Raw genomic sequence first — 24,946 nt, forward strand, 5'->3', positions numbered from 1 at the left:
TACTACTGATAGAAAAGGAGAGACACAATGCTTACTAAGTAAATTAGATTTTTGCATTCATATGATTTACTAATCTTCATTCTATCAGATCGATTTTTTTATAAGTAACTAGTCGTTTTTGACGATTAGATGACCGTTATCTGTTTTCTTTCTGCAAAAGTCATCAAAAACGTAAAAGACTTTTTTGAATGATTAGAGACGAATTGAATTCTCCATAAAGTTTTTTCGGCATCTATGTTTACTGTGTGATCAGGTTTTATTAATAAATCTCCAATTTTATTAATCATAAATACTTCTTTGCCTTCTGACAGGTTAACTTCAATGGCATCTTCTGTGAAAGCCAATTGACCTAGTATGAATTTTCTACTGAAAATATTATCTAGTAGGAGAAGAAAAAAAATCAACCCTAATATACTTGCAGTGATGTATACCGATAAGGGAGCGTTCAAAATAGAAAGAATAGGCATACCCCCATAAGTTCCACCAAGTACTAAGGCAATGCTCAAAAAGAGGCATATGGAATACAATACCCGCAAAGATTTCTGTCTTCTGAACTTACTAATGGAAACAAGCTCAAATGTCATTTTGATCTTTTGAAAAATAATCTGAAAGCCATAGGGTTTTCTGGATGATCTTCATTATACTCTAAAAGTATCAAACTTTCAGCATCAAGATTCTCTATGATATAATTTCTATTACCCAGAATCAAGATGCTATCCCTTACAGAATATTGAAATTCGGTATTATTCGAATATTCAAACCCACGACCATCTTCGAAAAGATCGAACTTCAAAGAGGTTCTATAAGGTTTACCATCAAATGTGTACTTTTCACCTGTTTCGCCATTCCGTAAAACTTTCTTGTATGCCTCCCAGCTGCCATAAATTATTTCAGTACTTGATGTAGGTTGGCATGAAAAAATCAGGAATAAAATAAATGGTAGAATTAAGTACTTCACTATTGTTGATTTGATAAATTATTTATGTCTTTGACGATTTGTTGGAAATTATCTTTTAAATATTGCTGTGCAACTTCTAAATCATCTGAATTAGTTAAATCAAATTGTGATAATACTTGACTCAAACCATTATAAGTGTTGTTTAAAACTTGTATCGCTTGGTCTTCATTCAGCGAATCATCATTAAAATTCAAAACACCCTCATTAGCAATATTCAAAGCCCCTAAATCACTCTTCACGGCAATCGCAAATGTTGTTTCTTCCAAAACCTCTTGAGGTGTAGCATCAGAAGCCATCTCGGTCACTGCTCCAAGTAGCCCAAGACCTCGACCAATTTTTTTAACAATTGAATTCGCAGATTTTAGCATTCCTCTGTTTTGACCAACCATAGCGTCTTTAGAACCTGCATCTGTTATGAAATCTAAAGTTCCTATTGTACCAGCTTGGGCGGTTGTAGAAATTGCTGTGTTGTTTTCTCCAATGCTGGCTTTACTGATCTCAGTTCCTACTCCAATTACAGCACCTCCAGGAGCAAATGTAGAAGCAACAGCCATACCTACATTAAAAGATTTTCGTTCACCAGTGGTCATTCTTCTTGCAATTAATCTTCCACCTACCTTTCTAACATTGCTTCTATTAAAAGGCGGATCATTAACTCCCGCTGGAATCATCCCATCGGGATCAATAAATCTTATCGGATTATCAAAAGCATAGTTATATGGGCTATGCCTTCTCATTAAATCAGCTGCAGGATCAACTTGCAGGAATCGGCCTATAGCTGGATCATAATATCTCGCGAGATAATCGTATACCCCCCAATCTAACGATTTTTGTAACTCAAAGCCGTTGTATAAGTAATTATTGCCTTTAGCAGTGATGCGTTGATATCCTCCGGCTGTTTGCATACCGTAGGGGTAATAATCCGCAGTCTGAATAATGGGGTGTTCTTTCACTTCAATTTCCAGGTCATCAAAATACACTTCGGCTATCGTGCTGCTTTCATTACTTAGATAGACTAATACATAACCCTGTGATGGAGCTATAAAATCAGTTACACTTAACTCGTCATAATTGGTATTCTTTGGCTGACCTACCTGCTGACTGGCTGTGGTACTGATCTGATCATAGGCAAAACTACTGTTATCCAATGTGATCGTTTCACCCTCTGGCAGGAACATCACATTCAAAAACGCCATAGGTGAACCACCATCTGCCGGGAAAGATGGGGTTCCTATTAAAGATCCTGAACCAAAGTTATTATTAATGCTCTGATTACCTAGCTCATGGGTTCCACCAATCCCCCCGGTAAACGCATTAATGATAGAAGTGGCTAAATTGGTCACTGCACCTGTTGGATTGGCCGTCACTTCTACATACTTCGCGTACACTTTAGCATTGAGTGTATCACCCATCCCTACAGGGATCGCAATCACAGAACCGACTCTGCTACCTTCGGTTCCGTTAAGAAGTTGTGCATGGGTATACGTTGTTCCTAGTTCGTCCGTGTGATCAAAGATGTCGTTACTTACAGTCGTGACATCCTCAAACAAGCTTTGATCATCATCGGGTGTGCCTTCATAATTGGTTTTGAAGGTGATTGACTTAGGTTTAGTGGTAAAAGTAACGCGTGTATTCCCCAGATGATCTTTGAGATAATACTGGTAATCCGGGGCCTCGGTAACCGGATCAAAAACGATACGCCCTTCTTCGTGTTGGATCAGCTCTAGTTCATCATCTTCATAGATATACTCACCAATATAATCTGTGGTTTTTATCGGTTCCACGGTGGTGATCTCAATGTCCTTGATATAAAACAAGTCATCCGTAGCACTGTCAGCTCCTGCAAAAATTCGTTCTGAACCGGAGAGCATGAAAAAAGAGACGAATCCATCATTGGTATTCTCTTTATCCCCCAGGAAAAACGTTACATCTATCCATTGGTCGGTGGCCGTATAAATGCTTCCCGGATAGTCACCTACATATACCTGCACCCCGTCCACATTCGTGTTGCCGGAAGGCAGGTAGAGCTTGGCTTTTACCCGTACCCGCTTACCCTGGAGTGGGGCCATGTATTTGTGGATCCGGTGTAAGCCATGGGAACCATTTGCATATACTCTGAGGACCCTGTTGCCCTCACTAACAGGGGCATCGATTACACTTCGAGCAGTTAGTGCAGGATTCCAGGAGATCAGCTCACTGGGTGTATAAGAGGTATCTTGCAAGATCGTCGAATGTACTTCCTGTTGTAGCTTCATACCCGCAGCATCATAGGTATAGCTCAGTAGTTCTCCATTCCCCTTTTCCACCGTTTCTGGAAGGTTCAGATGGTTATAGGTGATCCAGGTGATATCTTTGTTCAGGTCGCGCGTCATGTTTCCATTGGCATCATAAAGATAATCTTCATTGCCATTACTTCCTATATGGCCGTTGATAAACCCTTGCGCTTCGGCAGTGGGATCTTCTACGTACTGAAGCTGGTTGCCGACATATTCGTAGGACAGCTGATCAATGACGCCTCCTTTTCCGTTTCTACTTAGGCTGTCAATATTTCCATTCAGGTCATAAGCGATATAGGACACATCAAAATCAGGGGTATTGACAGCATTTTTATGATAGTCCGCCCCGGTCAGCCGGTTCATCGCATCATAGCTGTAACCATAACCTGACGTTTCCTGTCCTAAGTCGTTACTCCACTTCGTTGCGCTAATGTTTCCATTATAGGCAGCAGTAGCTGTCACTCCTGTTAGTGCATTGTTATAGCCTAATTCCATGCCCCAGTAGTCTGTGGGCTGATTTGTGTCTTGATTGTCAGCGTTGCTGGTAAGGTTAGCATTATTGATGTTGGTCAACCACCCCCGGATAGTATACCGGTAGTCCACACTCTGGGCAAAGCCTGGTGCTCCTGACTCTTGGTGCAGGTTCTTTTCGATCAGCTCGCCGAGTTCATTATATTGGTTCTGTGCTAATAAGTATCTTCTCGACAGGTACACATTCTCAATCAAAACGTCTTGGGCATAGGCCGCTACATCTACTATAAGTCGCTCCTGAGTAGGGTGTAAAGAGGTGTAAATCAATTCCTGATTATGCCAGTATCGAATTTGACCATTCTGCCGCTCAATGGCCACAATATCTCCCACAGCATACGGTCGAGCTTCAATGAGAATGTCAGAATCATACTCTTTCACATTAAGTTCTGAACCAATATCAAAACGGTAATCAATGGTGGATCGATGTGAATCAACATTTTCATTCGATAGCCCGATCACCCTATACCCGGTTTTATATTGGATGGGAATAATAACTTTTCCATCCCTGCCTTCAGGAATCTCCTGAAGAGAAGCTGCCCCTCCGTATCCTTGTCCCGTAGGCAAGGTTTTTATCAGGCCATTCGAGACCTCTTTCACATGTTCCTTATCCACCCAGGTGACGGGGAACGTCAGCTCATGCCAGGTATGGATCAGCCGTCCCGCATGATCGTAGTCATAGTTGCGGGTCTGGTCAATACGCTTTTCCCGGGGAGCATCGAAAGTGAAAGAGCATTGAAGGTCCGATACAGAGGCCTCGGGAGAGGAAAATGAAGCATCTACGATCAGAGAAGTACTGGAAGCTACCGTAGTACTATGCAGTACTTCATCGTTTTTTACGTAGTAAATAAGGTCACCACTGCGCTCTACCCGAAAGGTATCCCCCACCTGATAACTGCCAAAGTTGCCCAGTAAAACCCCTTCTTCAACGATAAACACTGCACTGTCCTTACGCAAATTAATGGCGTGATCGATCCCGGCGTAAGCCACACTTACATCTTGTGTCGACAGGCCGATCATCAGGTCATGCGCAGCGCTCACCGCCCGAAACGACATCCATCCGTCCTGACCCTTTGCCAGCCTGTTCAATGAAGAAGCATTCCCATTCCAGCCGGTGACATTGGTTTTGATCAGGCTGTCTTCGTTGACGGTCATGTTATTCAATCCGGTCCAAACCATCGAATAGGGAAACGTATCGTTTGAACGAGGCACTCCAAAAGAGCAATCCAGGTGGGCCAAACTTGCCTGATGATTTAAAGACACATCCAATACCAGCGAACCCGTACTCAAGCTATCATACGTATGGAGTAAGACGCCATTTTTATAAAGCCTGACCACTCCACTTGCACGCGAGAGCTTTAACTCGTCTCCTAACTCTGCATTACCCAGATCAACCACAGGGGAGCCTTTGTAATACATCCGGATCAAAGCATTGTATAAATACACCCCATAATCTATTTCAAAAGGAACGGTGTTATGATCCACATCGTTGAGGCCAAAAAACCGTTGGCCGGTCAAGTCGGTGACAACGCTACTTACCCAACCGTCCTGGTGTTCTTCCAGGGTATTGAGGGTAGATAGACCCGCATTCCAGCCTACCCCTACAGAAGTAAACAGGTCATTGGCATCTTTCACGTTTTTCTGGTTACGCCATACAATAGGCTCAGGGGTGTAATGACTGCTTTTGGTTTCCAGCACTTTACCTACAAAATCATAGGTGTTGGCCATCCGGTCGGTCCCTTGTTTATGGTTATCACTGGCTTGCTGGATCACACGGTAGCGGTTGTCATAGTAAGTGGCGCTGCGCAGCCACCGGTCGCTGCCGAGGACTTTGGTCATCGTGCCGGTCACCTGGCCTTTCACACGATCAAAGTAAGTAAGGTGCTGAGCAGTAGACTGGTACTGGTATTCCGGTAAGCTCGCATGATGAAAGGTGTAATCGTCGTAATAGGTGATGGTCAGGTAATCCTGTTCCGCTACACTGAAAGGAAAGCTTTGAGAGGTATAGCTGAAGGTATCTTCCCCGCGCTGCTCATAATAAGAAGGCTGCCATGGTTTTAAGGTAGCTCCTGCATCAAAAAAGGCAGCATCTCCTACCAAAGGTCCGCTGGAAGGAACTCCACTGCGATGAAACTCTTTCCCGTTTTTCAAGTACCGGATCGTAGTGCCTTCCCGCATTACGACAAGGACATCCCCGGTATGGTATTGCCCAAAGATCCCTCGCTGTGCCCCCGATTCATATACCCTCAGGTCACCATTGTTCAGGTATATGGCATAATCAATGGTATTATGGTGGTCATTCACATCGGTATCTGACAGCCCAAACATGCGATAACTGGTGGTTTCAGTGGCTTCCATTCCAATGAAGCCATTCTCACCAGTGGCAATATGGACAGCCGTAGCGGCTCCAGCGCTTCCCCAGCCGCTGCCGCTGGTCCGGGTCAGCACGCCTTCCTCGTAGGTGACCGGACCGCTGGGAACCCAGGAAATTTCTTGGGTATACACCGCATCCACATAGCGCTGCATCGTCTCCCGGTCGGAACCGTTACGATATATTCCTGTACCTACAGGGCGGTTTAAGGCGTCGTATTTGGTGAACAGCCATTCTCCTTTGTCTCGCTGATTACCGTCCTGGGTTAGTACCAGACGGTCTCGTTGATCATATACCATGTAAACAGGATCAGTGCCAGGCACTTTTTTGGAGATCATCCGTTGGCGACCATCGTAAGTATATTGAAAAGCCCAACGGGCTAAAAGCGCAGCGTCCGGAGTATAAGGAAAAGTACCTGGATTACCTATTTCTTCAACTGCCTTGGGAGGTAATACATATCTCAGATTACCAAAATCATCGTAAACATAGTAGGTATCAGCCCATTCTCCCCCGACGAATTGGGTCATATTTACTGTTTCATCAGCTTGTAACCTTTTGAGAACGGTCTGATCTAATTTATTTACAAATTCAACGACGGCATGACCCTTTTCATCGGTAGTGATGGTTTTGTTAAGTAAAAAGTCACCATAAAAGCCCAAAGCATCGAGTTGATCGGCAGAATCAACATACCAGTAAAAAACTTTATCCCTAAGAAGGTTAACATCATAATTGTAATGTATTACCCGATCGGTTTTAACACTAATGTCCGGGTTAGGTTGCCAAGCTAATCCAAGTGCTCCTTGTTTCAATACCCGATTGAGCGGTGAAGATTCATAAATGATTTGGGCATAAGGAGCTACATCCTGTGCTACGGAGTTACCTGAATTATAAAATTGGGACTGCCTATCTATTATGGTTTCTTCATTTGAAAGACACTTATCTGCATCAGAATAAGCTGCATAGACCACATTCTCACGCCCAAATGCGTCTAATACCACGGGCTGCTTGATATGTTTCTTTGATGGAGCAGAAGCTACCTCAATTTGCTGAAGTGAGTTACCGAGTCCATCATAATATACGATCGTTTCCGTTTTTTGGTCTGTAGAAAGGCTGTTCAATTCATCTATGGCTAAAGGGATATTTGGCCTGATATTAACCACACGATTGACATCCTGTGTTTCATAGGTATTAAATGATATTCGAATGGTAGGGCGCCCCACACTTGAGCACCCCGAAGCATTAACTGCTTCTACATAGTAGGCAGTGTTTGTGTTTATCAAGGGTGTCCTGTATTCACCGGTAGTCACCAGGTTACCGTGCTCATCGGTTAAGGGAGTACTGGGAGCTGCTTCATTGTACCATAAAAAGCTGATGTTTTGCGCTTCTTCAAGAGCTCGGGCGTTCAAAACAAATGAAGCAGGGGTACAAGCGTTCAAATGATGTGATACTATAGGATTAGGAGGGCGTGCTTCCAAACCTGGAATGTTCACTCTGGTAGCCGGTCCCCAGCAATCCTGATCTTTACCACGCACATAGTATATGCCAGGCGTATCGAACTCCCTCATAAGAAAGGGTATACCGGTATCACTACTTAACAAATCATTTTGCCAATATATTTCCCCACCAGCCGGTACGGGGGTGACACTAGCAATAATACGATCGCATTGCCGGATCAGTTCCACGACAGGTGCCTGCGGCGTCCTTTTTACGTCTACATCCACCCTCTTCGCCTCACTCCAACAATCAAAGTTTTCGATCCTAATGTAATGCGTACCGGGAGTAGTGAAAGTCCTGGTATGAGCCCGATCTCCTTTGACGATGGCCGTAGGGCTTGTCTGCCAATAATAAGTATATTCATTATTCTCCAGTGGTGGCAACGTGACCGTGGTTTGTCCGCTACAACTCATGTCTGTTGAAAAGGTTTCGGGCTTTCCTGGTTTTGTTGCAAAAATGGCATTTACAAAAGTGCCGGATTGTAATCCGTCTTTATAGGCAGTAACAGTAAAGGCTCGGATCACAGTTTCATTTATCCAGTCGAACTCTTCTAGTGTTACATTAATACTACTACCCGTACCCAGGTCCCTATTGTTATCTACATCATGCCACCTTAAAGTAGCCCCGGGTTCATTATTAACTGCCGTCAATGTAACTGTACCAGGACCACAGCGCGAAACATGGCTTGCTGTAGGTGCGGTAGGAGGAGTAGGTGGAGGTTCTACAGTAAATGATACCTGGTCTATCAAGTTCCCATCTATGTAGTAACGCACCTTTACGTTTTGCCCTGCCGTTAGCCATTTAATGTCTATACTGGAAGAGTTTTCATTTCTCTTTTCGTGATTGCCGATAACCTCCCAGGCTGTACCTTCTTCTATTGGAATCGGAAACGGGCTAGTATCTCTGTAAGTATATCGTCCAAAAACATCAACTACTATCCTCCCTCCGTTCGGGGGAATGATCCTACCCGTATTTTGCGCCCACAAGGTAGAGAATAACGTAAAGCTGGCAATAATTGGGAGCAGAATCTTCTTCATGTCAGGGATTTTTAGAGTTTTGAACCAGCTGGTAGGTGGTGGACTCAACGACCTTTTTATTCTGGTCTAAAACGTGTGTTAATCTGCCCTGATCGTCGTAGATATAGTGTAAAGACTGACCGTTAGGGTCTATAACTTCTTTTATGCCAAACAGAGGATCATAAACATACGTGGTCATATGAGCGTCTACGGGACGAAATCTTATTTCATCAATTTGACCGGTCAGGGTTATGGTATAGCTGCCTGTAGTAACTGAAACCTCTGACTCTTGCTTTTGCCATTGTCCTGAAGTTTTTATCCAATAAGACAATAAATATTTCCCGGATGGAAGTCCTTCCAGGAGTTTCGTATAACCAAGGGTCCTGCTTTTTCGCCCTGTCTTGCTATCTCCATCTGCACTGTTTCCATCTGTGCTGTCTTCAAAACCTGTATAGAAGATCTCGTCACTACTTGCATTTACTACCTGTGCGACTGGCAGGTGATCATTATACCCCCAGACATAACCTATTTCTTCACTGTTGGTCTTTTTGGTTATTAAACTGCCGCTGTTGATATCATAAGTAAGATATGTTTTAGGTATATATCTCAGATTATCACTTAGAAGCGTTACATATTTCCCTTCCGCATTGACCACTTCATTGTTCAATTGGCTTATGTATCGCTCACTTTCCCACTCATATATAATAGTGGGTAATAACACCGTAGAGTCATAAGTCATAATACGCCCTTCCGTTAAGTGGTTAACTTGATTTTCCAGACGCCATAGTTGTGTTTCTACAGGAGATGTGAAAACATGCTTATGGATAAGCGCCATGTTAGGAGTTAGTAATGGATCAGAGGCATACGCATAGTCGTGCGGGTATTTGGTCTTAATACGGGTAGTAGTTCCATCACTATACGTGGTGATTTGTTCGGTCACCTGGAGGTGTTCGGGGTTGTCATAAATGTATTCGGTTACGTTAGTGACAGCACCGGAAGGAAAGTGTTGTACTTCAGTAACCGTACTCAGATAAAACCAGGAATTAGAGAGTGAATAAGCATCGCTTAAAAACTTCAAACCATCGGTAAGAGGACGCTGACAAGATAAATCGGCGGTCTCCAAGCCCACTTTAAGGGCCAGGTTCCTGGTATAATGCGGTTCATCGGGGCTACTATTTCTGATACTATGGGTGTTTATAGTTTCACGGAGAATGTTTCCCGAGGCATTATAGTCCGCTTTTCTTATCAAAAGATTGGAACCTGCACCATCCATAGGGTCAGAAGCAGGGAAAGGGAAAGCGTTCCTGCTGATGTCAGGGTTGGTGTAATAGTATTCCGTCTTGCCATTTTCACCATTTTCACCGTAACGAACGGTTACTTGCGTGTAGGCCGCTGCACTGCCTGTACCTAATGTATTATTACTGGCGCTAATGGCTACATATTGACATAATTCCCTGGTACAAGCAATACCCGTAGAGATTGCCTGGACAAAGATATTGGTGTATGAGGGAATGTTGGTCATTACCCCACTGGATAAACGGACCGCTCTTCCGTTAATGACAAACTCTTTTGAATAATCGAATGTACGGACCTGTTCAGGGTGCCCAAAAGGATCTACATCTCTGATCCTGGCAATCCTTATCCCACCCACAGGCTTTTCCAGATCATCTGCAGTGGCTTGGTCTATTGGTTTGTAGGGCACATATTGAACAGAAACCCTACCGTAATAGTCGTCTGGCACACCGGTAGCCATATCGATCCACTCTTCATCGATTACTTCAGCTTTTATGGTATAATTACCTTCTGCTAAATAAACAGGCCCTAAGTCTACTATACGATTCGCTTCTCCACCCGTATTAGTAGCATAATTGAGTACTTCCTGTTGGGTACCTGTATTGAAAATAGAGAATCTAAAATGCGGAAAATTAGTGCCCATATCAGGGAGCAGGCCACTAATGCCGGTGCTCACCAACTCTACTTTTACATCGACTGATTGTGCGCTTTGTATAACCAGTGCACTTTCTTCATTAATGATCTGAGAAGGTATGGTTTTATCCCAACCTACCTTGGAAGGACCTGTCCAAACAGGAGACAGTGGTATTTGGTCCAAATTTAGAAGAGTAGCATCCGCATAGGTGTTTGTTTCATAATCAAATGAGGTATAACCGCCGGTAGGATATGTAATTTTGGCTAACATTCCTGTTCTTGCATAGCACACTTCTTTGGAAGATTCCCGATCAGCACCGTCATAAGGAATGCTGGATTGCCCTTCAGGTATCAGGTGACTATTGGCTACACCGTTATGGAATCCCCAATGGTCCTGGCTGTTGGAATAGATAGATGGCATTCGCCCTTCCCAGTATTCAAAATGATGAGTTAATGCACCGGCAAGTGATGTGCCTTGTTCAGTAACAGATTCCAGTCTGAGACGATTGCCATTGAAATAATCATATGTCAGGTTAAAAGTTTTACGTAACTCGCCAAGGCTATAGATTTTAATAGAGTCGAGTTTGAACTCTCCGGGTATATCTAAGCGATCACTAGAAGATACAAAACGTATGCTACCGTTTTCGAAAGTAATTTCCGTTAATTTGATAAGCTTTCTACGTACTCTTTTAGGTACGTGTACATCTATTCTATCCGTTGGTGGACATATCCCGTTAATGTTGGAAATCAGGTGTAAAGATTGATACATAAGCCTCCTCTCAGTATCCTCTACTATATAGGGTGTTGTATACTTTAAATTGATCGTATTAAGGGCGTTTGCTGAAACTATCCGGGTTAAGTACCAGGATTGCGGATATTCAATGGGCAGATCACCGGGATCTGGCCCTATAAATGCCTTTTTATATTCACCTTCTTCTTGTGATGTAAAGGAGTAGCGAACACCATTTTCGTCGACCAGGGTAAAGCCACCTCCGGAAGAAGTTATGCTGGTTTCAACCAAGATAGGCTCATAGGGGACCGGAACAAAACTACCCGTGCCACCATCAAATAATAGTTTTCCCGACCTTCCGTTAAAATTGTAAAAATATTCATCCGGCTCCGAATCTACATCACCTTTATATATCTGATACGTAAGCGTCTCATCGTCTTGGGTCAGGTTTTGCCCTTGCGCTATTTTGTTTGCCAGTATACTTATCCTTTCATGGTTTTTGAAATAACCGTTGTGAAACTCATCGGGAATGCCTCTCACAGTACGTGTTATGACTCCTCCTGCATTCAGCGAAAACCCCAAGCCTACCCATGAAGCTTCTTCCTGGACTTTCAGCCCTGAAGCATGGTAACTTAAACTGATGGGTAATGATAATGTGTTATCTACGATCGTGTGGATAGGAATAGAAACGTTGGCCATTCCCTTGTTCATTTCTACCGGGATATTACCATATTTCGCCAGTGCCCCGGCCGTTGGTGAGGGTGGGATAACCTGACTGGAAACCGGAAGTTGCTGACACATACTCTCAGCGTACAGTACTCCTATCTGAAAATAAAGTAGCCCTATGATGATGATTAAGGTTATTTTTTTAAAAAGGTTGTTAAGTATATCCATTGTGTTTACGTAATCCGTTTACATTTTAATCGATCTCACTGGTATTCGTTGGGATCAGTATTGACTGAAAAACATAAATTACCATCTTACTTTCATCATCGTCTTAAACCCTGAAACACAGTGCTTCAGGAATATCTCCAGACCTGATGATACCATAATTTGCCCTTAGAAAACACTAACTTTAGCCTCTATCATCATGACAACCACCCTGCTATCTCTTAGAAACCAACATTGCCCGGAAGTGATGAAGAAGACAAGCCAATATAGCATTCGCTTTGAGGCTGGTCTATCAGCAGTTTTCCACTTGAAACCTCAACCTCCTCCTGGATCAGCAGCATTTTAGCCAACACTTCCATTAACTGCGTAAATTACTGATTCGCCATCGCAATTATGCTGGTCGAAAGAAAAGGAAATGATAGGCAAGAAAGGTGGAAAACGTTGGTTCATGGATTCATATTTTTTTGACAATGCCAAAAGACGACAATCTCAAAAAATCAGGTTGCCATGAGCAATCAATTTAGGCATTCAGAATGGCTTTAACTTGCCTTTTTCAGGGTTCGATATTACACTGACATTAATCAGTTTTTTAGTGTATTTCGATATACAAGGAGCTTTTAAGAACATCTATCTGAATAATTACCTATTTGCGTAAAAATCCTTACACTTTATGGTTTTGAATTATTTCAATAATTGATTGGACGCCTTAGAATAATCATATAATTATTTGAGTGGTAAGGGGACTCCACGGAATTCATAAACTACCTGAAGCTAATAATTAATTACACCTTAATATAGAAAACCGTGCTATTTGATGAGAATCGATATAAAATCGATAGCCTCTTAGAAAAACGGCTAGCAAAACTTAACAACCACTAACTTTGTCTAAATGATCGTAATGAATCCTTTCGGAAATCTCATTACCTGGAATCATAGTGCTCCTAATAATAAAACCTGAGGTTACCTACTACACAACCCACTCTCATCACAACGGCCAATACCCCACTCCCCCACAACAATCCCTCTCAGCGCCGGTCACGGAACTCAGGCAATTCACCTCACCTCTTTCATAGAGCACACCCATTAAAGCAAAAACGATAGCCTCTTTGAAATCAATGATCGAGGGGTCCGGAATACATACACTGACTTTGTCGGCAAGGTATTGTTGCAATGTTTCGATGAGAAAAGCGTTTCTGGCCCCTCCTCCGGTAACTAATAGCCGGGCCTGGGCATTGGAGAAAGGTTTGATCGCTTCTGCTGCCTGGTAGGTAAGGTGATGGACCATAGTATGAAGTTTGTCTTCTACACTGATAGTACTTTGATCCAATAACGGCATCACCTCATCATGAAACCACTCGTACCCGGTAGACTTAGGAAAAGGCGCCTTGAAATAAGGTAATTGATTGAGCTGATCGAACAGGGCTTTGTCCAGCCTTCCTGATCTGGCCATAGCGCCGTTCGCATCATACGTTTTACCGATGGACTGTACCAGGTAATTGAGTGGCATATTGGCCAAACCAATATCAAATGCCATTCGCTTGTCCTGATGGTGGAACGATACGTTGGATATCCCTCCGAGGTTAAGGCAAAAATCGTAGGCTGAAAAAAGAAGTTGGTCGCCTATAGGCACGAGTGGGGCGCCTTGCCCACCTAATGTAACGTCCAATGTCCGGAAGTCGCAGATCACTTTCAGGCTGCAGGCATTGGCTATTTTTTGTCCTGACCCGATCTGGTAAGTGATGCCTTTTTCAGGCTGGTGAAAAACGGTGTGCCCATGGCTGGCTACAAAATCCGCTTTGATGTCATATTCCTTGACAAACTGCACTACCTGTTCGCCAAGCCATTGCCCATATTCATTGTTTAACTGAAGCAACTCCACCGCAGAAAGCAGGACGCTTTCTTTGAGCCTGGCACGAAGGTCAGCCGTATAATCGATGCTTTTTGAAGCCCGGAGTTGGAATGACCATTTTTCTTCCTTTTTTTCGAAGGTGCAAAAGGCCAGATCAAGACCGTCCAGTGAGGTGCCCGACATCAAGCCGATAACATGATAGGTAGATTTGATGGTCATTGCTTAGATTAATTTATTTTGGAATGTTGAGGCGCATTCTATTCGTTAGACTGACTTTGACACACAAAAATAATTGAGGAAGGTTTGTCGGCTTCTTCTGCCATGGGTTCTTCAATGGCTTTGAGGATTAGACCACACGAAGTCAACGTTTCCAACCAGCAAGACAAGGTGCGGAAATACCAACGATGTGGTAAAACAAAATTACCGGGCAGGCCTTTCCAGGAGTCGTCCAGCCACTGGTCCTCATATTTCATTTTAACCAGTTGAAATGAAATAGGATGTAACGTTTGAATAATGATCAGCCGTTCGCCTTCCAGATGATTTTTCAATGCATTGAGGAGTTGTATTGTCTCCTCTTTCATATAAAGGCAAAAGTTCAACACAATAGCTTCATAGGGCGCTCCTGATATGGGGTTGCCTTTAATGATCTCCTCAAAAGAAAGCACATCAAACACCCCGTTTCCTTGTTTTTTTGCACGGTCGATGAGTGCCGGCGTGGCATCTATACCGGTCGTGGGGATATTTAATTCATTCAACGCGCGTGTAAGCCAACCTTCACCACATCCAAGGTCGAGCACTTTCGCAGGGTGGTAAGCTCCTACCGTTTTTACAACGGCCGGGCTGGTTACTTTCCGGGAGGCAATGTCCCCGTCATTAATCACTTTGATCCATTCTTCCGCGTTGGTTTGCCATGATTTGAGTATATCCATTATGCAAGTATTTTTTTTATATCTACCGGTAAACTTCCCTCTCCCTGCGCAGCTCCAAATAGCAGCTGAGCTGCTTTCTGCTCAAATTCATACATATCCTGGTACGCCAGTATTACATGGTCCGCCCGTTCGTAAAGGATATGTGCCAACGAATAGGGGTTTCCGAACACAACCAAAGCTACCTTTTTTACGGTCATCAGTCCGGTAAGCCATTGAAGCATTTCCGGGGCAAGGCCAAACTTACCGGCAGGTTTGATATGTGGCACATAAAGCGCTACGATCACATGATCGTATTGTGTAAGTGACTCTTTCAATAAAGCAGCTTTAGGTTCTGAATAGCTTACCAGCTCATAGGCCGGTATGGCTTTGAATGAGACCAGTGTTTTGAAGAAGGCGTTGTTTTCAGCGCTTTTGTTCAGGCTAAGTAACCCTATCTTTTCAGGGCTCTCCGCAGGAAACGGCATACCCGGGCCCTTCTTCACCACTGTGATGGCCGAAGCAGCTACCTTCTGCTTTAGGTGACTACTTTCCATCGGCGTCAGCGGCACGGCCGAACCCTCCGGACCGCCATTTACTAATCCCGCTTTTTGCTTTAGCTCATTTACCTTTTGATAATGTCCCTCAATCTGTTCCTCTGAGGCCTGGTTCAGTATTTTCTCTATACCTGCCGGTATGTTTTTTGAAAAGGACAATATATCATTTCCGGCAGAAAATGCCGCCCACTCCAAATCGCCCGGCGTTTGATACAGGTTAGATACTGCATGCATGTTTAATGCATCGGTAAAAACAGCCCCTTTATGACCTAACTTTTTTCTGAGCAACCCGGTAACAATTTCATGAGACAAAGAAGCGGGTTTGCCTGAACCCGACAATGCCGGAACGGACAAATGGCCGGGCATAATGCAGTCGATACCTATTTCAATGGCTTTTTGGAACGGATACAATTCCTGCTCGTAAAGCGCTGCTTCCGATTTATCTATGGTCGGCAGGCCCAGGTGTGAATCTACGGAAGTATCTCCATGACCGGGAAAGTGTTTCGCACAGCCCAATATACCTACTGACTTCATACCACGGTAAAACGCCAGGGCCAGCTCAGTGACTTTTTCCCGGTGCTGCCCAAAAGAGCGATAGCCTATTACAGGGTTGGCAGGGTTGACATTCAAATCCATCACCGGGGCCAGGTTTAAATGTATCCCGGTGGCTTTAAGATCTTTTGCAATGGCTTCACCTACTTCAAACACCAGGTAAGGGTCTGACGAAGCTCCTAATGACAAGGCATAGGGATATTGTTCCGTATTTTCTACGCGCATGGCCAATCCCCATTCCGCATCTATGCTCATCACGAGCGGATGCTTTGCCACACTTTGATAATGTTGAATGAGCTCCATCAACCGCTCATGGCTTCGCTCATTTTTTGGAATATCGTGTTTTTTCTCATAGTTCGTAGCCGCCATTTCAGGACTATGAAAAAAGGTGAGCCCACCAACATGATACTGTTGGATGAGTTGTTCCGTCTTACGAATGTTGGCATCACTGTCATTGATATAGACAGCGGGGAAGAAGAGTTGCCCCACTTTTTCGCTGGTGGTCAGTTGTTCCATTACTCTTTACTATTTTCAGTTTCTTTTTTACCATAATTACCCGGAAAGCTTAAATGCCGGATGATGTAAATGCCCGGCACTGCCGCAATGACCACCCAAACAAAAAACATCCGGTATCCCATAGATTCCTGTAAGTAGCCGCTCACCATACCGGGCAGCATCATACCAAGTGCCATAAGCCCGGTACCTATGGCATAATGTGCCGTCTTAGTCTCTCCCTCAGCAATGTAGATAAGGTATAACATGAAAGAGGTAAATCCAAAGCCGTAACCGAACTGCTCTACAACAACTGCTCCCATCACCCATTCTACCTGTTGTGGCTGAAAGTATGCCAGTAATACATAGAGTACATTAGGAAGGTTCAGCGCAAGGGCCATTTTCCATATCCATTTTCCCAGGCCATCACGAGATATCAAAAACCCACCAAGAATTCCGCCCAACGACAGCGATATCAGTCCCAATGTACCGTAAATAAATCCTACTTCCTGTGTACTTAAAGCCAGGCCTCCCGCCGAAGTGTCATCAAGCAGAAAGGGGGAAGCCATTTTTACAAGTTGTGATTCACCTAACCGGTATAAAAGGATATAGGCAATGGCTATGACGATATGTTTCTTTTGAAAAAACGTAATGAAGACATCAAAGAACCCGGTCATTGGGTTGACCATTGCTTTTTCCACACTCTCTTTTTTCGGAATAGACCAAAAATTATATAAGGTCAATAAAAACATGATCCCCGCCACACATGCCAGCGTAATGGACCAGGCCTGGCGATTATCCTGAAGGGACTCTTCCAGGTATCCCGCCAGTATCACTACAAGGCCCTGACCTGTAATTAAGGCAAGACGGTAAAACGTGCTACGAACTCCTATAAAAAAGGATTGTTGCTCTTCCTTCAGTCCGATCATATAAAAACCGTCTGCTGCAATGTCATGTGTAGCCGAGCTGAATGCCGCAAGCCAAAAGAAGAAAAGGGTGTAAGAGATCCAGGCGTTGAATTGCAGTGCAAGGGCTGTACCCAATATAGCTATGGAAAAAGCCAGCTGCATAAATAAGAGCCATTTTCTTTTGGTACTTTTCAAGTCCACAATAGGGCTCCAAAAAGGTTTGATCACCCATGGCAGATAAAACCAACTGGTGTAGAGGGCTATTTCAGTATTGCTCAGCTCCAGTCGCTTATACATGATCACAGACACTACCGTTACTATGACATAAGGAAATGCTTCGGCGTAATACAAGGAGGGTACCCAGCGCCAGGGGGTAACGGATCTGCTTTCAGCCATTCTTTTTTAATAAATGATTGTAAATACTTTGCTCCGAACCGTCAATAATCACTGCGCCTACCGCTTTCTGATAATAGGCCGCCGGCCCTACTCCACCTATGATACCATAGACATATCCCCGTTCTTTCAGTGCTTGTAATGCTTTTACCAATAGCACTTTGCCAATACCTGACCCGCGGTATTGCTCCAATACCCCGGTAGGTCCAAAATAGCTTTTTGAAGTAGTTTCATAACAGGCGAATCCTATGGGCTTACCTTCTTTCTGGGCAATAAAACAAGAAACGGGTGATTGAGAAAAAGCCACCTCTACCTCACTCGCCCAAAAAGAACTAAAATTGGCTTCCGTCCATTGGGTCAGCAAGCTCTTTTCAGGAGCAATGGGCTTCCGGATCAATACTCCTTCAGTTGCCAGCCGGTCTTCAGCGGCGCTGACATCGGGCAAAGCCATCAATCTTACGAGCATATCTTGCATGGTATAATAATTTGGGTTTAATGAATAGATTTTCTTTGCACTTTTCGGGCAGGATCATTCGGGGTGCACTTTCATAGCCACAATTTATGAAGGATATGACGCGCTCATCAAATTGGTCTTTTGGATATACCTTTCGGGCATTTGCGGGAAGTGCAAATAATTGAAAAACTGAGGTATAAAACTTATTTAATCGGGTCATATAAAAGTGGAGCTGCCTATTTCGGCAGCTCCTGTGTAACTAAAACTAAATGGATGGGTCATCGGGTGTATTTGGATTAGTGGCCCTTTCAGTATCAGGATATGGATATAAATTCCGATTCCTGAACTGAGTGGATGCCGGTGGTGCCGTTTGACCAAACCGCTTACTATCTTCAAGTCTTAACCCGGTTAAAAACAGTTCTATATTTCTGTTTTTTAGGATTTCAGCTAGTATTGCCTCTTGAGTATTTGGCCCCGAATAAGCAGGTAAATCCGCATTAACTCCCATTGGATCATCCGTTTTGGTCAATATCTTATCCAATTCCTCCGTGGCCATGTCCAACTGGTTCAATCTTGCAAAGGCTTCTGCTTTGATCAGAGTCACTTCGCCCGGTAAATAAACCGGGATACTTTTATCTGATTCATCGAAAAAACCCTTTAAAAAAGATATGTTAAAATCGAATTGTCCGGTTGAATCAACTGGATCGAGATAAAAATCAATTCTGCCATCCGCTGGATTTACGCCTTCAATACCAAAATCATCTATCGGAGAATAGTTGAACTCAGTAGCCAAATTTGTATTTAGAAAAATTGGATTTTGGTTTTCGGAATTAAATGTAAAATACGATTCCGAGGTCAAATCCACTAAATTCGCTGCATCAATGGCTGCCTGGAAATTGCCAGCCATTAGATTTAATCTGGCGCGATATGCGTTGATCATATTGACCAAATCAAAATCGTTTCCAAAAGAACTTACCACGGAGGAACTTGGAGCATTGCTGGATAAAAGAGCGCTGGCATCATCTAAAAGTTTTATGGCTTCCGCCAATACATCGGCGCGTGAACTGAACATCGCATTTCCATCAGCATTTGTACTGGTAGGCACTCTTTCAAAGGATTGTATTAAATATCCCAACGACGCAGCTTTATAGAAATGCGCCACACCTAATACAGCTGACTCAACGGCCGGATCGGATATCACCTCTGAAGCGTTAGCTATGATTACATCGGCTGTTCCTATCACACGATACAACCTGGACCATAATCCAATAATATTACCGTTATTTTCTGAAAGTACTGTACCACCTTCTCCCAGTTCAAGCAAATTTATAAATGTGTTCGTGACCTCTACTTCTCTTGCTGTTATACCTGGTGTTAGTATAATTCGTTCCAAAGCACTCTGATAAGCTATCCCCATGCCAGCAGACATGGCTATTAAACCCGCCTGATCGCCTGAAGCTTCTGTAAGTGTGGCGGCATTGGGATTTGGAATATCCATATCACATGAAGTGATTATAAATGCTACTGATAGCGCTATCAATAGATTTTTAAAATTTATGATTATATTCTTCATATCACTAATGGTTTAAAAGGTAGCTGTAATGCCTAATGAATAGGTTCTGGGAATAGGTACTTCGTTGAAGTCAAACCCCCTAACTGTGCTCTGCCCTGCAGCATTAGTTTCCGGATCTCTTCCTGTGTAGTCATCAAAGGAAAATAAGTTTCTACCGGCAAGTGTTATACTCAAACGCGATATACCTAAGCTTTCAACCGCCGTATTATAGCTAACAGAAACTTCCCTCAATTTCACAAATGAGCCATCTTCGATATATCGGTCAAATGTGCTAAAAGCTGCTCCTCCACCATTATAGCCTCTTGGTAACTCACCCCGAAGTTCTTGTTCAAAGAGGTCACTATTACCAAACACTTCAAGCGCACCTATCCTACGCGTAAAGTTGAATACATCAAATCCCTGGATGGCATCAAATTGCAATCTGAAGTTGAAATTCTTGTAGTTCACTTCATTAATTAATGAAGCTGTATAATCCGGATTAGGATCACCGATAACTCTTTCAGCTAGTGCCCCGACAGGCTGGCCATCGGCATCACGACCTACTCTGTCACGTTGGGGAAGGCCAGCGTCTGTCAGAAGTGGTGTTCCATCCGGATTGGTCGCTGTATAAGTTGTATAAAATACTCCTAAAGACTCTCCATTTAATACGGCTGACTGCCCAAAACTACCCGGCAGTAGTATAAAATCTTCTTCCAGACCACTTATTTCATTTTCGTTAGTACTAAAAATACCGGTAACGGTCCATGAAAAATCCTGGTTAGCAAAAGGAGTAGCCCTTATCAAAAGTTCGATACCATTATTTTCTAAAGTACCCACATTGGATCTTTGATTTTGAAAACCTGTAGTTGGTGCCAATGTTCTGTTCAAGAGTAGATCTTCCACTTTCTTGTCGTAATATGTGAATTCTACCCCAACCTTATTGTTCAAAAAAGCCAGATCAACTCCAAATTCAAGTTCCTTTTGTCTCTCAGGCCTGACATCCAGATTTCCCCGCTGTGTGGACGGTAATAACCCTGATCCACCTGCTACATTTACATTAGTAAACCGATCAAATGGTCCAATGCCCGTAAGGTTGCCAGCTTCCCCATAAGACGCTCTGAATTTGACTAATGGCGCTATGTTGTTAAGCCCTTGCCAGAAGTTTTCTTCAGAAAGGACATAACTACCGCTTAACTTCGGGTAAGTCTGTGTCCTTTCGTCTTCGCCAAAAACAGAAGACCCATCTACTCTAATAGCTCCTGTGAGGAACAATTTATCTTGAAAGCCAAATGTTTGCTGGAGATAAGCCCCCTGAACAACAATCTCAGACCGAGAATCACCTCTTGCATCCAGATCACCTCCCGTGGAAACTTGAACGAATGGCACAAGGTTAATAGCATTCAATGCAATGGATTCTACTATTTCATATTGTAGTGTTCCTCCAATAGAGGTCGTTGAAGTTATTGAAGAGCTAATTTTCTTCTGGAAGCCTACCGTAAGGTCATTATTGATTTGAAATCTGTTTAGATCTGCTCTCCTCGAAAAACCATTACCAAATCCCCCGACTGTGGTTCCTGGAGGGATAAAGGCTTTACCTTGTTCCGTATAAGTATCAATGCCCAACACATATGAAATATCAAGGCCCTCTATTGGGTTCAAGTTCAACTGCAAGTCTCCTATGTATCGTTTAGTATTTGTACTAAAATCAAAATTCTCAAGCGCATCCAGGTGGTTTACAAAACCTCCCAGACTCGGAAATTCCCCTGTAACAGGATCCTTATTAGGATCTGTGATATTGTTGTTAAAACTTATCGCCGTCAGTACTCCATAAGATGCAGCAATACCACCGTTAGGAACATCGTTACTATTACTATAAGAAAAATTAGACCCAAGGGATAAAGATGCCCAATCATTGATTACCTGGTCAATCCGCAGCCTAAGACCATATCTTTCAAAGTCCTGATTTTTAATGATCCCTTCATTCAATAAATAAGAGCCTGATACATAGTACCTGGTATTTTCATTACCTCCTTTTAAACTTAAAAAGTTATCCGTTCCTACAGCGGTCCTAAATACATCATCATAATAGTCAAATCGCTGAGTAGGCACCAAAACTTCGTCTCCCGTGCCAGGGTCTTCTCCAAAAACAAAAGGAAAATCATTGAACTCAATTTCCTTTCTTCTTTCATGTACACGCAGTGTTGTACCAAACGTTAATTGAGATTTTCCTGCCTGACCTCTCTTAGTAAAGATCTGGACCACGCCGTTATTTGCCCTGGAGCCATATATTGCTGCGGCTGCGGCTCCTTTGATGATCTCAATACTCTCAATGTCTTGTGGATTAATATCCACCAACCTATTTTGTGAAGCACCTCCAATGTCAATGACACCGTTTGAACTGTTATCTACAATAACACCGTCAACAATGTAAAGTGGGTCTGAGCTACCTGCCAGTGTGCTGACTCCTCTCAATCTCACACTAATTCCACCGGCCGGGTTACCTGAATTTTGTTGAATAAGCGCACCGGCCACTTTACCTGTTAGCGCTGCTGTTAAATCAACCGAATTAGACTGAGCAATGTCCTCACTTTTTACAGTAGAAATAGCATTTCCTAATTGTCTCTTACTGGTAGCCACTGATGTACCTGTGATCACTATCTCGTCAAGGTTCAGAATATCAGTAACCATACCAATATCATTGACTATCGTAGTCTGACTTGCCAGATCCAATGTGATTTTCTTCGTAAGTTGCCCTAGTGAGCGACATACCAAGGTATAGTTTCCTTGTGCCAAATTCGCCTGAAAAACGTAAGCCCCATCAATATCTGTGACCGTACCAAAGTTGGTGTTCTCAATCTGGACCGTTGCGCCGGGCACAGGTTCTCCACTATCGCCGGTTACCGTACCTTGAAAGGTATAATCACTTTGGGCATAAGTGCTAACGCTTAACACCAAAAGCACTAAAAAACTACCCAGGTAGTGCAACCCCCGTAAATAATAACTAGTAATTGTTTTTGTCATACATATTTATATTAAAGGTTTGAATTAGAATTTCCATCTGACGAAGGCTTCGATGGCTTCATATTCGGGTAGTCCTAGTCGGTTGTATTGAATAGCGGTTTCGTGATTTCTATCCTCGGCCCTTTGCCAGAATTCACGCTTGTCATTCCCTGGGAACATTGCCTCATCTTTCTGCGACTGATGTTTAAAGATGGCTTTACGCTTACGCATAAGGTCTTTAGGACCAATGGGAACAGCCATTTCGATGTCAAAAATGTCCCACTCCTGCCATGCGCCGCGATACAACCACACGTAGGTATCGTTAAGCCATTTAGCTCCTTCATCTTTCAAGCGGTGTACTGCTTGAAAGATGGCATCCAGGCATACGCGATGGGTACCGTGAGGGTCTGACAGGTCTCCGGCAGCAAATATTTGATGGGGTTTGGTCTTACTCAACAGATCATAAATGATCTGCACATCTTCTTCTCCTATAGGTTTCTTCCTGACCGTACCCGTTTCGTAAAATGGCAGGTTTAAAAAGTGGATATTATCTTCTTTCACCTGACAATACCTGCAGGCGGCTTTGGCCTCTCCTTTTCGGATCAGTCCCTTGTAATTTTGTATTTCCGGAGGGTCCACTTCTCCGGGTTTCTTATTTTTAATGTTCTCTTTTACTTTTTTGATCGTTTCGGAAAGCTGTTCATTAGTAGCTTCATTGTCGATCACCTCACGGGTAAAATCCAGAAAACGCAGCACTTCATCATCAAAAACTGCAATGTTTCCCGAAGTTTGGTAGGCAACATGTACATCATGCCCCTGGTCCACTAAACGCAGCAAAGTACCCCCCATGGAGATCACATCATCATCAGGGTGCGGGCTAAAAATCACGCTGGATTTAGGAAATGGAGCGGCACGCTCCGGTCTTGTAGAATCATCTACTTTAGGCTTACCGCCGGGCCATCCGGTGATAGTTCGCTGTAAAAGGTTGAATACCTTGAGGTTAATCTCTTCAGCAGAGCCATACTCAGCAATCAATGACCCCATACCGAATTCATTAAAGTCTTCGTTGGTAAGTTTCAGTATGGCTTTGTCCAATTTATTTCCAAGCCAGATGGTAGCTTTGGTAATAAGCTTTTCTGTCCACTGACATTCTTCTACCAGCCATGGTGTTTTTTCACGGGTAAGCTCACTGGCCGCAGCGGCATCTATGATGAATTCACAGTTTTTGTGCTGCTGAAGAAAAGAAGCTGGCAATGACGCTTTCACCTCTCCCTCCACTGCTTCCTTGATCACTTTCGCTTTACCTTCACCCCAGGCTATAAGGTAAACTTTTTTGGCCTCCATGATGGTACCCACTCCCATAGTGATCGCCCGGGACGGCACGTTTTCATCTCCAAAAAAATCACTGGCAGCATCACGACGTGTCACCCTGTCCAGGCGTATCAAACGGGTGCGACTGTTAATGGACGAACCTGGTTCGTTAAATCCGATATGACCTGTACGTCCGATACCCAGAAGTTGAATATCCAACCCTCCCAGATTTTTTATTCTCGCCTCATAATCATTACAATAGGCTTTGATCTGATCTAATTCAAGGTCTCCATCCGGTATATTAACATTTTTTGGATCAATATCTATATGGTCAAACAAATGCTCCTTCATGAACCGGACATAGCTTTGAAGGCTGTTCGAGTCCATAGGGTAATATTCATCCAGGTTGAACGTAACCACGTTCTTAAAACTCAAGCCCTCCTCTTCGTGAAACCTGATGAGGTAATCGTAAACACGTGTCGGACTGGAACCGGTAGCTAATCCCAACACGGCGTATTCACCTTTGGCAGCTTTGTCTTTGATCAACTCGGCAATTGCTTTTGCCACTTGCATAGAAGCGTGGTCCGAGCTATTGTAAATGGACGTGTTTATTTTCTCGAACTTTTTGGCTTCCATTTTATGAAATCCATTTTCCAGTTTTTCGAGTATCTCTTTCATATAGATTTAGCAATTAAAGATTGAATAATAGCCTATTTTGCAATTAATAAACTAAATCTAGCTAGATTAATTATTAATTGCAATAAAACATGTCAAATAGAGTCC

12 protein-coding genes are annotated in these 24,946 nt (G+C 43.3%); all 12 read right to left on the reverse strand.

Features of this window, described 5'->3' with window-relative positions; genetic code table 11:
- Positions 1-125: 125 nt before the first annotated feature.
- The gene (locus FNH22_RS25080) at positions 126-584 is read right to left on the reverse strand and encodes a hypothetical protein (RefSeq protein ID WP_143401256.1); all 459 of its coding nucleotides are present in this window, start codon (positions 582-584) and stop codon (positions 126-128) included.
- Positions 581-958, reverse strand: coding sequence for a hypothetical protein (locus tag FNH22_RS25085; protein WP_143401257.1), 378 nt, complete (start codon positions 956-958; stop codon positions 581-583). Before FNH22_RS25085 ends, FNH22_RS25080 begins: the two co-directional genes overlap by 4 nt.
- Positions 958-8,664, reverse strand: a complete 7,707-nt coding sequence (locus FNH22_RS32465) for a DUF6443 domain-containing protein (RefSeq protein WP_221420351.1) — start codon at positions 8,662-8,664, stop codon at positions 958-960. The genes FNH22_RS25085 and FNH22_RS32465 overlap by 1 nt, the downstream gene beginning before the upstream one ends.
- Before the next feature lies 1 nt (position 8,665).
- Positions 8,666-12,193, reverse strand: a complete 3,528-nt coding sequence (locus FNH22_RS25095; protein ID WP_143401258.1) for an RHS repeat domain-containing protein — start codon at positions 12,191-12,193, stop codon at positions 8,666-8,668.
- A 982-nt stretch (positions 12,194-13,175) separates the two neighbouring features.
- Positions 13,176-14,258, reverse strand: coding sequence for an anhydro-N-acetylmuramic acid kinase (locus tag FNH22_RS25100; RefSeq protein ID WP_143401259.1), 1,083 nt, complete (start codon positions 14,256-14,258; stop codon positions 13,176-13,178).
- A gap of 38 nt (positions 14,259-14,296) precedes the next feature.
- On the reverse strand, positions 14,297-14,968 hold the full coding sequence (locus tag FNH22_RS25105; protein WP_143401260.1) for a bifunctional 2-polyprenyl-6-hydroxyphenol methylase/3-demethylubiquinol 3-O-methyltransferase UbiG: 672 nt from the start codon (positions 14,966-14,968) through the stop codon (positions 14,297-14,299).
- Complete coding sequence (locus FNH22_RS25110; RefSeq protein ID WP_143401261.1) at positions 14,968-16,569, reverse strand: glycoside hydrolase family 3 protein; 1,602 nt, start codon at positions 16,567-16,569, stop codon at positions 14,968-14,970. The genes FNH22_RS25105 and FNH22_RS25110 overlap by 1 nt, the downstream gene beginning before the upstream one ends.
- Positions 16,569-17,849: an MFS transporter gene (locus FNH22_RS25115; protein WP_143401262.1), complete on the reverse strand. Its 1,281-nt coding sequence runs from the start codon at positions 17,847-17,849 to the stop codon at positions 16,569-16,571. The genes FNH22_RS25110 and FNH22_RS25115 overlap by 1 nt, the downstream gene beginning before the upstream one ends.
- Positions 17,842-18,312, reverse strand: a complete 471-nt coding sequence (locus FNH22_RS25120; protein ID WP_370513197.1) for a GNAT family N-acetyltransferase — start codon at positions 18,310-18,312, stop codon at positions 17,842-17,844. The genes FNH22_RS25115 and FNH22_RS25120 overlap by 8 nt, the downstream gene beginning before the upstream one ends.
- Positions 18,313-18,565: 253 nt before the next feature.
- The gene (locus FNH22_RS25125; protein WP_143401264.1) at positions 18,566-19,873 is read right to left on the reverse strand and encodes a RagB/SusD family nutrient uptake outer membrane protein; all 1,308 of its coding nucleotides are present in this window, start codon (positions 19,871-19,873) and stop codon (positions 18,566-18,568) included.
- Between the two features lie 12 nt (positions 19,874-19,885).
- Positions 19,886-22,873 (reverse strand): TonB-dependent receptor plug domain-containing protein, encoded by a 2,988-nt coding sequence (locus tag FNH22_RS25130; protein WP_143401265.1) that lies wholly within the window; start codon positions 22,871-22,873, stop codon positions 19,886-19,888.
- A 24-nt stretch (positions 22,874-22,897) separates the two neighbouring features.
- Positions 22,898-24,841, reverse strand: a complete 1,944-nt coding sequence (nagB, locus tag FNH22_RS25135) for a glucosamine-6-phosphate deaminase (RefSeq protein WP_143401266.1) — start codon at positions 24,839-24,841, stop codon at positions 22,898-22,900.
- Positions 24,842-24,946 lie beyond the last annotated feature (105 nt).

Source organism: Fulvivirga sp. M361 (assembly GCF_007097395.1).
In the GTDB taxonomy this organism is placed as follows: Bacteria; Bacteroidota; Bacteroidia; order Cytophagales; family Cyclobacteriaceae; genus Fulvivirga.

Bases quoted from the DNA above. Each gene is read 5' to 3' on its own strand.
- FNH22_RS25080 (WP_143401256.1), bottom strand. From the start codon at position 584: ATGACATTTGAGCTTGTTTCCATTAGTAAGTTCAGAAGACAGAAATCT.
- FNH22_RS32465 (WP_221420351.1), bottom strand. From the start codon at position 8,664: ATGAAGAAGATTCTGCTCCCAATTATTGCCAGCTTTACGTTATTCTCT.
- FNH22_RS25095 (WP_143401258.1), bottom strand. From the start codon at position 12,193: ATGGATATACTTAACAACCTTTTTAAAAAAATAACCTTAATCATCATC.
- FNH22_RS25100 (WP_143401259.1), bottom strand. From the start codon at position 14,258: ATGACCATCAAATCTACCTATCATGTTATCGGCTTGATGTCGGGCACC.
- FNH22_RS25105 (WP_143401260.1), bottom strand. From the start codon at position 14,968: ATGGATATACTCAAATCATGGCAAACCAACGCGGAAGAATGGATCAAA.
- FNH22_RS25110 (WP_143401261.1), bottom strand. From the start codon at position 16,569: ATGGAACAACTGACCACCAGCGAAAAAGTGGGGCAACTCTTCTTCCCC.
- FNH22_RS25115 (WP_143401262.1), bottom strand. From the start codon at position 17,849: ATGGCTGAAAGCAGATCCGTTACCCCCTGGCGCTGGGTACCCTCCTTG.
- FNH22_RS25120 (WP_370513197.1), bottom strand. From the start codon at position 18,312: ATGCTCGTAAGATTGATGGCTTTGCCCGATGTCAGCGCCGCTGAAGAC.
- FNH22_RS25125 (WP_143401264.1), bottom strand. From the start codon at position 19,873: ATGAAGAATATAATCATAAATTTTAAAAATCTATTGATAGCGCTATCA.
- FNH22_RS25130 (WP_143401265.1), bottom strand. From the start codon at position 22,873: ATGACAAAAACAATTACTAGTTATTATTTACGGGGGTTGCACTACCTG.
- nagB (WP_143401266.1), bottom strand. From the start codon at position 24,841: ATGAAAGAGATACTCGAAAAACTGGAAAATGGATTTCATAAAATGGAA.